General features: G+C 44.7%; 15 protein-coding genes. 2 read left to right on the top strand and 13 right to left on the bottom strand.

Translation table 11 applies throughout. From position 1 onward, the window contains the following. Window positions 1–50 precede the first annotated feature (50 nt). The 13 genes from rpoS to AC0VYA_RS19585 all read right to left on the bottom strand — a co-directional run bounded on the left by rpoS (window position 51) and on the right by AC0VYA_RS19585 (window position 10782). Window positions 51–1034, bottom strand: coding sequence for an RNA polymerase sigma factor RpoS (gene rpoS / locus AC0VYA_RS19645; protein WP_006994694.1), 984 nt, complete (start codon window positions 1032–1034; stop codon window positions 51–53). Between the two features lie 65 nt (window positions 1035–1099). Then, window positions 1100–1918, bottom strand: coding sequence for a peptidoglycan DD-metalloendopeptidase family protein (locus AC0VYA_RS19640; protein ID WP_011576571.1), 819 nt, complete (start codon window positions 1916–1918; stop codon window positions 1100–1102). A gap of 40 nt (window positions 1919–1958) precedes the next feature. Then, on the bottom strand, window positions 1959–2900 hold the full coding sequence (locus AC0VYA_RS19635) for a polyprenyl-phosphate transporter (RefSeq protein WP_475489393.1): 942 nt from the start codon (window positions 2898–2900) through the stop codon (window positions 1959–1961). Between the two features lie 109 nt (window positions 2901–3009). Continuing rightward, window positions 3010–3648 (bottom strand): protein-L-isoaspartate(D-aspartate) O-methyltransferase, encoded by a 639-nt coding sequence (locus tag AC0VYA_RS19630; protein WP_011576569.1) that lies wholly within the window; start codon window positions 3646–3648, stop codon window positions 3010–3012. Between the two features lie 88 nt (window positions 3649–3736). Next, window positions 3737–4483: a 5'/3'-nucleotidase SurE gene (surE, locus tag AC0VYA_RS19625; RefSeq protein WP_011576568.1), complete on the bottom strand. Its 747-nt coding sequence runs from the start codon at window positions 4481–4483 to the stop codon at window positions 3737–3739. Then, the gene (gene truD, locus AC0VYA_RS19620) at window positions 4480–5532 is read right to left on the bottom strand and encodes a tRNA pseudouridine(13) synthase TruD (protein WP_475489392.1); all 1053 of its coding nucleotides are present in this window, start codon (window positions 5530–5532) and stop codon (window positions 4480–4482) included. Before truD ends, surE begins: the two co-directional genes overlap by 4 nt. 4 nt (window positions 5533–5536) lie before the next feature. Then, window positions 5537–6025: a 2-C-methyl-D-erythritol 2,4-cyclodiphosphate synthase gene (ispF, locus tag AC0VYA_RS19615; RefSeq protein WP_475489391.1), complete on the bottom strand. Its 489-nt coding sequence runs from the start codon at window positions 6023–6025 to the stop codon at window positions 5537–5539. Then, a complete protein-coding gene (ispD, locus tag AC0VYA_RS19610) occupies window positions 6022–6717 on the bottom strand; it encodes a 2-C-methyl-D-erythritol 4-phosphate cytidylyltransferase (RefSeq protein WP_475489390.1) in 696 nt (231 codons plus the stop codon). The genes ispF and ispD overlap by 4 nt, the downstream gene beginning before the upstream one ends. 6 nt (window positions 6718–6723) lie before the next feature. Continuing rightward, window positions 6724–7002 (bottom strand): cell division protein FtsB, encoded by a 279-nt coding sequence (gene ftsB / locus AC0VYA_RS19605; protein ID WP_011576564.1) that lies wholly within the window; start codon window positions 7000–7002, stop codon window positions 6724–6726. 148 nt (window positions 7003–7150) lie between these two features. Then, entirely contained in the window at window positions 7151–8914 is a 1764-nt protein-coding gene (locus AC0VYA_RS19600; protein ID WP_475489389.1) for a TIGR03545 family protein, read from the bottom strand. Between the two features lies 1 nt (window position 8915). After that, entirely contained in the window at window positions 8916–9419 is a 504-nt protein-coding gene (locus tag AC0VYA_RS19595) for a DUF2062 domain-containing protein (protein WP_011576562.1), read from the bottom strand. Window positions 9420–9459: 40 nt separating this feature from the next. Then, complete coding sequence (locus AC0VYA_RS19590) at window positions 9460–10101, bottom strand: LysE family translocator (protein WP_011576561.1); 642 nt, start codon at window positions 10099–10101, stop codon at window positions 9460–9462. Between the two features lie 81 nt (window positions 10102–10182). Beyond that, window positions 10183–10782 (bottom strand): TIGR04211 family SH3 domain-containing protein, encoded by a 600-nt coding sequence (locus tag AC0VYA_RS19585; RefSeq protein ID WP_011576560.1) that lies wholly within the window; start codon window positions 10780–10782, stop codon window positions 10183–10185. A 156-nt stretch (window positions 10783–10938) separates the two neighbouring features. On the opposite strand from AC0VYA_RS19585, the gene AC0VYA_RS19580 reads away from it, so the two are divergent. Together AC0VYA_RS19580 and AC0VYA_RS19575 are read left to right on the top strand one after the other, a co-directional pair. Then, window positions 10939–12414, top strand: a complete 1476-nt coding sequence (locus AC0VYA_RS19580) for a CYTH domain-containing protein (RefSeq protein WP_475489388.1) — start codon at window positions 10939–10941, stop codon at window positions 12412–12414. Window positions 12415–12574: 160 nt separating this feature from the next. Beyond that, entirely contained in the window at window positions 12575–14215 is a 1641-nt protein-coding gene (locus tag AC0VYA_RS19575) for an acetolactate synthase large subunit (RefSeq protein ID WP_011576558.1), read from the top strand. The last annotated feature ends 1 nt before the right edge of the window (window position 14216 follow it).

The following is a 14216-nucleotide window of genomic DNA, read 5'->3' as shown; positions in this document are numbered from 1 at the left end:
AAATGCCGCTTCTTAATAGAGCGGCATTTTTTGTTTAGGAGCATATTTTTTTAAGCTAATTGATTAAACAATGATTCCAAGCTTAATCCCTTGTGACCAAGCATATCCTTGAGTCTTCGCAGAGCTTCTACCTGAATTTGGCGAACTCGCTCACGTGTTAACCCTATTTCTACACCCACATCCTCTAGCGTTGAAGGTTCGTACCCTAACAGCCCAAATCGTCTGGCTAATACTTCTCTTTGTTTAGGATTTAAATCTTCTAACCAGCCAACGATACTTAATTTGACGTTTTTGTCCTGCAAATCTTCTTCAGGATCGTGACCGTTATCGTCAGCAATGATATCCAGTAAAACGTTGTCGTTCTCACTGCCGATGGGTGTATCGACCGAGGTAATACGCTCATTTAAACGCAGCATCTTAGTGACATCTGCAACGGGTTTTTGAACCGCCTCAGCTATTTCCTCTGCTGTGGGTTCATGATCTAACTTCTGCGCCAATTCGCGTGAGGTACGAAGGTATACGTTAAGTTCTTTTACGACATGTATAGGTAAGCGAATTGTGCGGGTTTGATTCATAATAGCCCGTTCAATCGTCTGGCGTATCCACCACGTCGCATAGGTAGAAAAACGAAATCCTCGTTCAGGATCAAACTTTTCAACTGCGCGGATAAGGCCGAGATTACCTTCTTCGACTAAGTCAAGTAAGGCCAAACCTCTGTTGTTATAACGTCGCGCGATCTTTACCACTAATCGTAAGTTACTGACGATCATACGTTGTCGTGAGGCTTCATCGCCTTTTAGGGCTCGGCGCGAAAAATACACTTCTTCTTCTGCAGACAGCAGGGGGGAAAAGCCTATTTCGCCTAAATATAATTGGGTGGCATCGAGATTTTTACTAGGGGCTTCTTTGCTAGAGACGATATCTTTAAATTTATCTTCAGAATCTTTCTCTGCCTTTACTAATTCTTTTTCTACGGCTTCTTCAATGTCGTCGACTAAATCTAACTCTATGGTAGCGCTATTTTGATGACTCATGGTGACTCCTTAGCTAATACTAATTCCTAAACATCTCCTGATAGTTTTATAATTATTTATTGTTATTATCGTTTAGGCAGATAGCGTAGCGGGTCTATAGACTGGCCCTTGTAGCGCACTTCAAAATGAAGTTTAACTGTGTCGGAACCACTTTTTCCCATAGTCGCAATTTTTTGACCTGCTCTAACCCACTGTTGCTCTTTCACTAGAATACTATCGTTATGGGCATAAGCACTCAAAAATGAATCTGAGTGTTTCACTATAACGAGCTTTCCATATCCACGCAGGGCATCCCCTGTGTAAACAACTTTGCCAGCAGCGGTCGCCAAAATAGGTGAACCTAAGTTTCCGTTAAAATCTAAGCCTTTATTGCCGTGTTCTGTGTTAGAAAAACCACGTGTAACGGTGTTTTTAGTTGGCCATAGCCATGCTGCGATTTTACTTGGAAACTCACTGCCGGAAGAGGTAGTTACCTCTTTTGTAACAGTGGCGTTAGATTTACCATACGCCTGCTTTTTTGGGGGGTCAACTACTTGATTTGATTTTGAATTTGAACTCAGACCAGTGCCATTGTTAGACCTTTTAACTATTGACCCTGATGATTTTTTGAGCGTTAAACGTTGGCCTGGGAAGATATTATACGGAGGTCGAATACCGTTTAATTTTGCAATATCTCGATAATCTTGTCCACTTTTCCAGGAAATGGTGTAGAGCGTATCGCCCTTTTCCACTGTGTAAGAATGAGCATTATAAGACGACTTTTTAACATCCCGAAAGGTTTTGCCTTGATAAATCTCAACAATAGGCGCAGGCGCCTTGCGACTTGAACAAGCCGCAAGACAAATGCAAAAAGAAAAAATAAGCAAACCAGACGATTTTTTCATCTGTTGATACAGCCAACGTGGATAAGTAAGGTTAACAAGCTTATTCCCGAGGGGCAGAGCCTACTTTTTCTAAAAGTAATACTGCGCCAGCACCGAATAGACTCAATGCGATGGCATACCATAGATAAGAAGGCTGACTTGTTAACACCTCGAATGTGCCGGGTAATATATTTTCTTGCACTAAGGGGATCGTTTTACCGTGACTGTTTACTGTTGATTCTATAGTCAGCTTCCAGGGCCATACTTTGTTCAGCGAACCCAACATAAAACCGCCCAGTAGCGCTAACGTGAGTGTTTTATGGGAATTAAACATCCAGTTCAATACGCGAGAAAAGCTTAATAACCCAAATACGCAACCGATGGCAAACAGAGCCAATGTCACTATATCGAGGTCTTTCACCGCAGTTAGAATATGCGTATACATACCCAGTAAAAGCAAAATAAAGCTGCCTGAAATACCGGGTAAAATCATGGCGCAAATGGCAAGCATTCCGGATAAAAAGATAAATAACTTAGTCGGTTCAATCGCACTAGGGGGGATCATTGTAATTAGATACGCGGCAAGCGTGCCCATGACAAAGAAAGCGATAGTTTTTACATCCCAAGATTCAATATGCCGTATTAGGGACCAAATTGCTGCCAATATTAAGCCAAAGAAGAAAGACCACAACATCACTGGGTAGGCATCAAGCCAGTATAAGACCAACCGTGATATGGTGAAGATGCTTAGCATAATGCCCATGAGTAACGTCAGTAAAAAAGCGCCATTAATATGCTTCCACATCGCAGCAAAGCCTTGACGAAAAAGAACGTTTAACGCCTCTGGCCCGCATTGCTTTAACGAGTAAATGAGCTCTTCGTAAATACCCGTGATAAATGCAATTGTGCCACCAGATACGCCAGGTACTGCATCTGCTGCACCCATTACCATTCCTTTTGCGGCTAAGGCCAGATGGTCTCGCCATGATCGTTTATTTTGCATTATTTTTTGTCTATCCCTGAGGTTGCTCAGTCATTAATTCAGTTTTTAGGCAGCGAGTTATTCTTTACATAACGCTACGAGTTAAGCCACTTGCTAAATACGAAGGCAATCAAATAATGTCACCCGCTACAAGAGGCACAAAGCGTACCGCTTCAATTATCTGTTCGTTAAACCCTTCACCCACGCGAGTAATGCAATGTAGTTGCTGGCTTTGTTCCCCTACAGGGATAATAAGCCGACCACCATCATTCAGTTGTTCAACCAATTTAGCAGGTACTTGGCTTGCCGCTGCGGTCACGATAATGGCATCAAACGGCCCTTTACTAGACCAACCTTGCCAACCGTCACCGTGCTTCATAGAGACATTATGTAAATCCAATTGGTTCATTCTGCGTTTAGCTTGAAATTGCAAACTTTTGATGCGCTCAACACTGAACACTTTATCAAACAGCTGAGCCAAAATAGCGGTTTGATAACCTGAGCCAGTGCCAATTTCCAGTACCGCCTTTGGTGCATTGCTTGAGGCCAACAATAACTCTGTCATTTTCGCTACAATATAAGGCTGAGAAATGGTTTGACCTTGACCAATCGGTAAAGCGGTATTTTGATATGCTTTATGGCGTAACGCGTCAGGCAAAAATAATTCTCTGGGCGTACAAGCCACCGCATTTAGGACTGAAGCATTGACTATGCCTTCTTGTTTTAACAGATGGGCTAGGCTTTCCCCTTTGCGTGAAGAAACTCTCATGTAACTGTCTATCCAATGTGTGTGTGATTAATACCAAATGCTGAACAGCGATAATGACGATAAACCCTCATCATGCTGTTTCTAATCATTATATTTTTGTAATCCATTGTCGCACATCTTCAAGAGATTGATGAGCGGTCATATCTACTGATAAGGGAGTGACAGAGCAAAAGCCTTCACTTATGGCGTGAAAGTCAGTCCCTGGCCCTGCATCTTGTTCTTCGCCCACAGGGCCATACCAAAAGATGGTTTTCCCTCTTGGGTCGGTGTCCTTTATCATCGTCTTTGCTCTGTGGCGTCTTCCTTGGCGGGTTACTTTTATGCCTTTTATCTCGCCATAGGGTAAATCAGGAATATTAACGTTTAAAATTTGGTCCGCTGGCAAGGGATGTGCTTGCAAGTGGGTAACTATACGGCGCACAAATTTCGCTGCGCTAACAAAGTTATCACTGGTGTGGGCGCATAGCGATACCGCAATGGCGGGCAACCCCATGTACCTTCCTTCAGTGGCGGCGGCTACCGTACCAGAATAAATAACGTCGTCACCCAAATTAGCACCATGATTGATACCAGAGATAACTAACTCCGGGTCCTGCTGTAAAAAGCTATTCACACCAACATGCACGCAATCTGAGGGAGTACCATTGACCGCATAAAAACCACTTTGCATTTGTTCCATACGCAAAGGTTGCTGAAGCGATAATGCATTGCTTGCGCCGCTGCAGTTACGATCAGGGGCAATGACCGTAATTTCATGGTCTTCTTTTAGCTCCTTATATAACTCAGCTAAGCCTTGAGCAAAAACGCCATCATCGTTACTGAGTAAAATTCTCATTCGCTGGCCCCCGTATCGACAGATTCGACATTTAAAATTTCTCGCAAAACTGACGTGGCAAATGTGCCGGCGGGTAATTCAAACGCAATGCGCAGATTATTTTGCTCCCACGCCCATGTCAGGTTGCTTGGGTATAAAACAATAGGACGTCTTTCTTGCTCCAAGCCTAGACTGGCTAACGTTTGCGTTATCTTGGGGTGTTTCATGACAACGCTTTTTTCAAATGCTAATGCTGAGCCGGTGGACGCAAGCTCGCCTTTACCCCACAAAGGTGCAGATATGGTTATGTCTCGTGTGGCTAAGCGTTGCTTGATGGTATCGTCGATATCATCGCTAACAAAATAGCTTGCGTTGCCCGCTAAAGACATTACATCGCCTTCTAAGGGCTGGGCAAAATCCCCTGCATTGATACGTTCGCTCAGTACCTCGTTAAATAACCAAGAACGTAATGCCGAGATAGCCATTGAGCGCTTATTACGGTTGCGAATAACTTCACCGTTAATCATTTTTTCAGCAAGCACCAAATTACTGCCCTTGGGATCATAGCGGCTATCACCAAATCTTTGGGGGCCATAGTAATTAGGGGCACCTGACAGGCTCACTTGCGCAATGCGTTGTGCTAAGTCGTCGCTGGGGGTAACGTCGCGCATCAAAATAGTAAACTTATTACCTTTTAATACACCAGTTCGCAGCTTTTTATTGTGACGAATAGCTTTGAGTACGGTGGCACCCGGTACATTCAGCGCCGACCAATCATATTCTGCTTTACCGGGTTTGTGCACACCAAACCATTGCTCGCTAACTGAGTGTTTGTCTTTGCGCCCAGCGTAGGTAACCGCGCGCAGTGGTAGCTGAGCAAACTTGGCGATCTGCTCCGCCAAATAAGCGGTATTTAAACCTTCTTTTCGTACCCACAGATAAATATGTTCGCCTTCCCCGACAGGCTCATAACCGAGAATTTCTTGCACCACAAAATCATCAGGTTGCTGTTTGAATATGCCAGTTGATTCGGGCTTGCTACTTAGGTACCGCCAATGGTTAATTTGCATTCAATTACGCCGCTACGCTTTTGTTCAATAGCACCACCGCATAGCACGCGATCCCTTCTTTTCGCCCGGCAAAGCCAAGCTTTTCAGTGGTAGTGGCTTTTACATTCACTTGGTTTAATTGCGCGTTTACGTCTTGGCGGATGTTTTCACGCATAGCTTGAATATGCGGCGCCATTTTGGGCGCTTGAGCGACTATGGTTAAATCAAGGTTGCCTATCTCGTAACCATGCTCATTAACGAGCGTCATTACGTGGCGTAATAATGCACGGCTATCTGCACCTTTAAACTGTGCATCAGTATCGGGGAAGTGACCACCAATATCGCCTAAGGCTAACGCGCCCAATAGTGCATCACATAGCGCGTGTAGGGCGACGTCTCCGTCAGAATGAGCCAGTAAGCCTTGCTCGTAATCAATCTTCACACCGCAAATCGTGATGGGGCCGCTATCACCAAATTTATGCACGTCGTAACCGTGACCTATACGTAAATTCATAAAGTTGCCTTGTGTTGTAGATAAAATTCGGCCAAATGTAAGTCCTCTGGTTGGGTAACTTTAATGTTACTGCTTCGCCCTTCAACTAAATGTACCTTACCTTGCACCCATTCTATGGCAGAGGCTTCATCGGTAATTTCTATGCCTTGAGCCATTGCTTGACCCAAAGCGCTACGCAGCGCATCTAAAGGAAAAAACTGCGGTGTTAAAGCGTGCCATAGATTGTCACGGCTCTCAGTGTGCAATATATCGTGCGACGAATTTCCGCGTTTCATCGTGTCTCGCACTCGGCAGGCGAGGATCGCGCCATGCTCTGAATGCTCGGCTGTGGCCAAAAGTTTGCTTAAGTCGTCTTGGGCGAGGCAAGGGCGCGCGGCATCATGCACGAGTACCCAATCAGCGTTTTGAATGCTGTTTAGGCCTGCTAAAACTGAGTCTGCGCGTTCACCGCCACCATCAACCCGCTTTACCCAGGTTTTGCTAGCAATGGGCAAGCTGTCAAAGTATTGATCTAATGGGTTTATCGCGACAATGATTTGTTCAATTTGAGGGTGAGCGTACAGGTTCTCTAGGGTGTGCTCCAAAATGGTCTTACCGGCTATGGTCAAATATTGTTTGGGCCTGTCGGCTTGCATACGTTGACCTATTCCTGCAGCGGGCACAACAACGGTGTACAGGGGAGCAGTTGACATAGTTTTCTATTCTTCGCTTGGGAGTATTCGATAGAAGGTTTCGCCTTGCTTAATGAGGCCAAGTTCGTTTCTTGCTCGCTCTTCAACCGCCTCCAGGCCTACTTTTAGGTCTTGAATGTCAGCTTTGAGCAAATTATTACGCTGCAATAGCTCAGTGTTTTGCTCGGCTTGCTCTGCCACCGATTTTTCCATGGCGACGTACTCTGGAATACTGTTTTTACCAAACCATAAGCGATATTGCAGCGCAGCCAACAGAACGAAAAGGAGTATGGGGACTACTTTCATTATGCTTAGCTCCTTCTATGGTTTAGTTGTTAGGGTATAACGGTTCAGCGCGTATTATGCCGAGGTTTTTTCATCGCGGCTAGTATAAGCCCCTAAGGTTAGCCGCTCAGCTAAGCCTTAAGGGCTTTTATTCAACTAATTCATCAGCTTAGTTAAACAGCTTTCCTTTTAACTTATCTTTTAGCTTGTCTGTTAGCTCTTCTTTTTTCTTATCAACCACGCTGTTCAACTTACTATCAAGCATGCTTTGCATACTGCTTAAGTCACCATCTGCGAGTTTTTCCCAATCCAGCCACTGGCTCATTTCTGAATCGGTTGCGCCTAAGGGGCCTTCAATTTTGGCGTTGAGTTTCTGTTTAAGCTCCCCCAGTTTGCTGCTTTGGTCGCCCGTTAAGTTATTGAGCATGACCTTGGCCAATTGTTTGTCTAAATCAGAACTAAAGCTGAGATCCATATCGCCAAGAATACCGCCGATATCAGCGTTAATTGTTAAATTGTTTAAGCCTGACAAGGTTTCAGCGATAACGTTTGTTAGGTTGTTAGTGCCAGTGGCAGATAAATCCAACTGACTTAATGCCGCATTGCCAGTACCTGAAATAACGTTTTTATCAATGCTGGCTTTGCCTGAGCTTGATAGCAAACCTTCAAGCAAGGTGGAAGAGAGCTTTTCTTGGTTTAACAGTGAAACATCTGATAACGCTAAGCCACGCAAATTCCAATCTTGATTGGCCTTTACTCCAGCCTCATTTAGCCAGAAATCACCATTTAACTTCAGTGATTGCCATAACGAACTTGCGCTTGAGTCCACTTTGAAGGTAGTAGGGCGACCAATCTTGTCATGCTCATTGGTGATATCGTGCCACACGCTGAGCACACTTTCATTGCGCCAAGTAACAGATACATCCGCATTTCGGACTAAAAAATCAGGTAATGCAGCGGTATCATCGAATGCCACCCAGCGACCATTGTAGGCTTCTTCTTCGGCTTGTTCTTCTTTGCTTTTTGCTAACATTGGAGCGGCTAAATCATAGGCGCTCAATACATATTGACTGAATTCACCAGCCTTTTCGCCAAACACCATAGTGGTAACGTCTTTAATCGCGCCCTCATCGCCGGCAATTAACCCTTGCAACTGAGCGTAATCGTCACCTGGGGCTGCCTTGAGTTCAGCAAGGCGCGGAGCCATATCGTTTTTTGCATCACTTACAGCATCTTTAAACTCGGTGATCTTAGCTTTGTCCGCTTTAATCTCTGCTCGCAAAGCATCAAACTCTTCTTTGGCTTTCGCTAATTCAAGGGGGTTTTTATAGTCCGTATCGGTAATGACTTCAACGCGCTTTTTGTAGTTTTCTAACGCGTCTTTGCTTGGAAGTTGTGCATACTTTTGTTTCAATATTTCGCTGTGCTTTTTATAAGCGGCTTGAGTTTCTTCCACTGCTTTCGTGGTTTTCAAAGGCGACTTCGCCAGTATTTCATCGACACTGGGTAAATTTTTAGGATCGAATGCTTCTTGTAGCTCTTCCTTAATCGCCGCCTTGGCGGTGCGATACACGGCCCCTTCTGAGTCCCTAGGTTGTGCAAACTGCACCCCACTGACCGTTAAATCATCGATGACAACCTTGCGCAGAAGTAAGGGTGCTAGCTCGATTTGTGCGGTGATTTCATCTGCCTGGACTTGATTCTGGCTAGGCGTAGCCGGATCCGTTAATTGAACCCCCGTGAGGCTCACGCCAAATGGTGAGAAGGTATGACTCACTTGAGCAATATTAACTTCTGCCCCGGTGGTTGATTCCAAGCTCTTGATGGCTGCAAGTTTTATCCACAAATCGAGGAATACTATGAGAATGGCAGCAATAAGGCCGGTGACAACAAAGAAGGCGATAAGCCCAGGCCAACGAATAAGTTTCTGCATGTTATTCTCCTAGCGTCTGATAAATTTGGTATATACGACTGCTTTTGAGGAACTGCACCAGTTTTAGTTTGTTCACCCATTGCATGAAACGCACGCGATATTGCACGACTAACATCTTACTGATAACCAAAATGAACGGCGCTAAAATTAGACTGAACAATAAGCTTCCCAAGGTAAGTGTGTGGTAAAACTGGGTCAGTTGACCAAATGTGGAGTTATATAAGCTGGTCCACATGGAGGTTAAATTAGCTGAGGTCAGTAGGGATTCGCCGATACTTGCCATCATAGGGTTGAGCATTAATGTAAGCCCGGAAAACAGCGCATAAGCGAGTAAGAAAGTACTAAGGTTAACTCTTAGAAAAAGTACAATGAATAAAATAATGATGCTGTGTAAGCCTAAGAATGGAGTGAGCCCCATTATCATTCCTAACATGACGCCAAAAGCCAACTGCCAAGGACTATCGTCCGAGTTTAGGGCTTTCAGTAATTTTGCTAAAAGTTGCATTAGTAAGTCCTTATATTAAAAATTCAGTGTAGTCATGAAGTTAGTCCCGTATTAGTAGTTCATCTATCGCAATATAACTTCCTAACGATAAAAGGAGCCCACCACTAAGACGGTTCTGCCATACCTCGAATGCGGGATGCTGGTTAAGCCACGAGCCCAACTTGCCAGCTAGCATTGCCACGCAAATGTCACACATAAAAGCGATAAGTGCGTACATGCCACCTAATATGGCAAACTGCAAAATGACTGAGCCAGCATCGTGTTGAATAAATTGTGGTAAAAACGCGATGAAAAACAATGCGGTTTTAGGATTAGTCAATTCGACGATGATGCTTTGCATAAAAATGCGTGGAATAGTCATGATGGTTACTCTAGGTTTGCTTTCATCACTGTGCTTAGTGCTGAACAAATAAACCCAGCCTAAGTAAAGCAAGTAGGCAGCTCCAGCTAGTTTCAATAGCATAAATGCCAGAGGAAAATAGATAAAGATTGCCGCTAGGCCAAAAGCCGTTGCTAACACATATACCAGCGAGCCAACCGCCATTCCGCCTGCAGCCGCGATACCCGCAACATGCCCTTGGCTAATGCTGCGCGCCATTATGTACAAATTAGACGGCCCAGGAGAAAGGCTGAGTAACAATGCAGCAAGGGCAAAAGAGAGCAATATGTCCGCGGAGGGCATGACGAATTCCTTATATGGGTACTCTATTCGGTATAACGCAAAAAAGCCGCCCATTGGCGGCTTCCATTAGCTGATTATAAACTACATCCAAGTATCACTTTTGCGTCGTTTCTTGGGCAAATAAGCGACTATAACCCCTAGAATTAAGCTGATAAGCGCCACGATACCGCCACGGGTAAACCACTGCATTTTTTCAGTTTGGTCGGCCGCATCCAATTTCTGACTAAAATCAGCGTTTTGCTGTTCCAAGGTTTTAAGTTGTTTCGTCAGTCTGTCATTTTGCGACTGCAACTCAGAAAATTGCTGTCGTAAACTGTCGTTCTCATCTTGTTGAGCGTTATTGCTCTGTGTGGCATCGGCAAGTTGTTGCTGCAAGCCAGGGACGAGTTCACGCAAACTTTTTTGAGGACTAACAAATTCACCGTCGACCCAACCTGTCCGGTCTTTATCATCGACGATCTCTACATAATTACTGTCACTGTCTGTTTGTAACACTGTGACTTCAGAGCCCGCCACAACTGAGCCTAGAATACGGTAGTTTCTACCTGGACCTGAATGTAAAAAAGTGAATAAATCGTCTGAAATATACTGGGTTTCGCCCTGAGATTGTTGAGCACTTGCCTGTATGGAAGGCAACAAAAATAAGGCGCAGGTAACACTGAACAAAAATCGCTTTAGCATAATAAATATATAGTCTCTGAATGTCTGGCTCGATCTTATGGCCTAGCTATAGGAAAGGCAATAGGTGAACCTGATTAGTCTTATACCTCCCGTTCACCGTTGTACTGCATAAAAGGGAAAGGTAAGGTACTTTTTTAAAATTAAATGACAGTCACTATGGACCTAGAAATTGAATTAAAGTTGCTTGCAACACCAAGCGCACAGCAAGATATTTTATCTTGGTTGACGCAAAGCCAACTAAATTACACGGTTTTAGCTCAGAAGCAACTGCGTAATGACTACTTCGAAACCCCGCAGCGCACTTTGCGCAAGCATGATATCGGTCTTCGGATTCGGGGGCATAACGGCGAGTATGAGCAAACGGTGAAAACCAAAGGACGTGTTATCGCGGGTATGCATCAACGCCCTGAATATAATGTCTCGTTGCCCAGTCCTGTTCTGCAATTAGCCTTGTTTGATGAGGATATCTGGCCACAATCTATTGATCTGAGAGTCTTGGAAGATGACCTTTACTTGATGTTCTCAACGGATTTTATGCGCCACACGTATCTCATTACGCTTAGTAGCGGCACACAAGTGGAATTAGTGTTTGACCAAGGGGCTATTTCAGCGAATGGCAGGACTGTCGATATCTGTGAAATCGAGCTCGAGCTTAAACAAGGCGAACCCAGTGAGCTTTTTGAACTGGCCCAGCAGCTTGTTGATATAACCCCCTTACGTGTAGGCCTGCACTCTAAAGCGGCTAGAGGCTATCGCCTAGCAGACAACCTTGCAGAGCCAACTTATACGCCAGCGCCTTATTTTAGTACTTCATTAGAATACTCCCCCATCCAACATGGGGTATCAATGCTTGAGCAAGCACTTGAGGTATGGCAGCAAGGAGAAGCTGCGTTTTATCAAAGCCAACGCGTGAATGACTGGCGTAACATGCGCGCAGGAATCATTCTAGTGCAGGAGATTTTAGCTATATACCAGCACGCGTTTGAGTCACAGGCGATAATTGCTGACAGTGGCTCTGCTGGCTTATTGGCATCATCAGTCGTTCAAACATTGCAGGGCAAGCTTGATACTTTATCTGTGCAATACCAAGAAGCAGATTTGATGCTTGATGCTATGCATTTGCACACCAGCGATTTTCTGACTCAGCATAAGGCCCCTTATCACGGACAGGTTAATTGTAAACTGGCCGAATTCAATAAAACTGCTAACGTGCTAACTAGATTACGTTCTGTGTTAGCTAAACCACATAGTATGCACGTGCAATTGTCGCTAGGAGCGCTGTGTTTGACTGCAACGAGTGAGAATGCAATACGAAAAGACTCACCTGCACGTCAGGATGATGCAGCCAGAAAAGTGACAATGCCGCAACTTATTCACGACACAATGAGCGCGAAGGACATAGGATTACCATCCAAGCGCAATAAACTTGCAGCATGCAAGGTCATATGGGGTGCCTTAGATGCAATAAATGCGTATGACGCACACCAGGGGAGCAGCAATCCTTGGGGCGTGCTACGCGGTGAAGACGATAAAAGCATGCGCGATGCGCTGAATATTTTACTCGAGTGTCACCTGTTATCAGTTGAGCCTAATGTGAAAGCAGAATTAACGGCATGGTGCGCTAATAATTAATCGATTTAAGTAATCGGTTTTTAGAACTTTAATCTTTTTTGAACACTGTCATGCTATGTGTTTTAAAGGCGTTCGTGTGTGTCACGTGCACTAGCAAGATGTGATTGATTAAGATGATTACCTACGTACTGAGTGCGTTCAATAGCAAAGCGGAGATGAAATGAAAGCGTCAGATTTATTTGTTAAAGCCCTAGAGGCAGAAGGTGTTGAGTATATTTTTGGTATCCCAGGTGAAGAAAACTTAGATTTGCTTGAATCGTTACGAGACTCAGACATCAAATTAATCTTAACCCGCCATGAGCAAGGCGCAGGTTTTATGGCGGCCACCTATGGTCGATTAACCGGGAAAGTGGGTGTGTGTTTATCGACACTTGGCCCCGGCGCAACTAACTTGGTGACTCCCGGTGCATACGCTCAATTAGGTGCAATGCCCATGTTGATGATCACTGGCCAAAAACCGGTGAAAACCAGCAAGCAGGGGCGCTTTCAGGTCATTGATGTTGTGGACATGATGCGTTCGATTACTAAGTACACCACACAGGTGGTCAGTGGTGATCGCATTCCATCTGTGGTGCGTGAAGCATTTCGTCTTGCTCATGAAGAACGCCCTGGTGCAACGCATATCGAATTACCAGAAGATATTGCGGCAGAAACCACCCAAGCTCAGTTACTTAAACCTAGCATTTCTCGCCGCCCCATCGCTGAATACAAAGCGATTAATAAGGCAATTGAAATGATAGAGGGCGCACGCTCTCCATTATTGCTTATTGGCGCGGCAGCAAACCGCAAACTCACCTCTAAAATGCTCAAAGAATTCGTCGAAAAAACCGGTATTCCTTATGTCACTACCCAAATGGGTAAAGGCGTGTTAGATGAATCACATGAATTGTTTATGGGTAACACAGCGCTTTCCTCTGGCGATTTTGTACATCGAGTGATCGATAGTTCAGACTTAATTATCAACGTTGGCCACGATGTCGTTGAAAAACCGCCGTTTTTTATGCAGCACGGTGGCCGTGAAGTGATTCATATTAACTTTGAGCCCGCTGCGGTTGACCCTGTGTATTTCCCGCAGTTAGAAGTAGTGGGTGATATTGCTAACAGTATTTGGCAAATAAAAGAGCAAATTCAGCAGCAAAGTAACTGGGAGTTTAGCTTCTTCAAAAAAGTGCATCAGGCGTATCTCGATCATAAAGCAGAAAGCGAAAATGACGATCGTTTCCCTGTTTTACCCGAACGGTTTGTTAAAGACATCCGCGAAGCCATGCCACGTGATGGCATCGTCACTCTGGATAACGGCGTGTACAAAATCTGGTTTGCGCGCAACTACCCCGCGGCACTGACCAACACCTTACTGCTTGATAACGCTTTGGCCACAATGGGCGCAGGGCTGCCCTCAGCGATGGCAGCGAAAATGGTTCATCCTGATAAACCTGTGCTGACAGTGTGTGGTGACGGCGGATTTATGATGAACAGCCAAGAGTTAGAAACGGCCGTACGGTTGAATTTGCACATAGTCGTCATCATTCTAAGAGATGACGCTTATGGCATGATCAAGTGGAAGCAAGCCAACATGCAGTTTGCTAACTACGGTTTGGATTATGGCAACCCTGATTTTGTGAAATATGCAGAAAGCTACGGTGCGAAAGGCTGGAGAGTAGAAGCGGCGGATCAAATATTACCGTTGGTGAAATCATGTTTATCTGAGCCTGGCGTGCATGTCATTGATGTGCCCGTCGATTATAGCCTTAATGACCAAACGTTGAACGAAACTCTTCGTGAACGTAGTCAACAACTATAAG

This window comes from Paraglaciecola sp. QJM3NY_14 (assembly GCF_056173245.1).
This window is presented reverse-complemented; position numbering and strand designations above follow the sequence as displayed.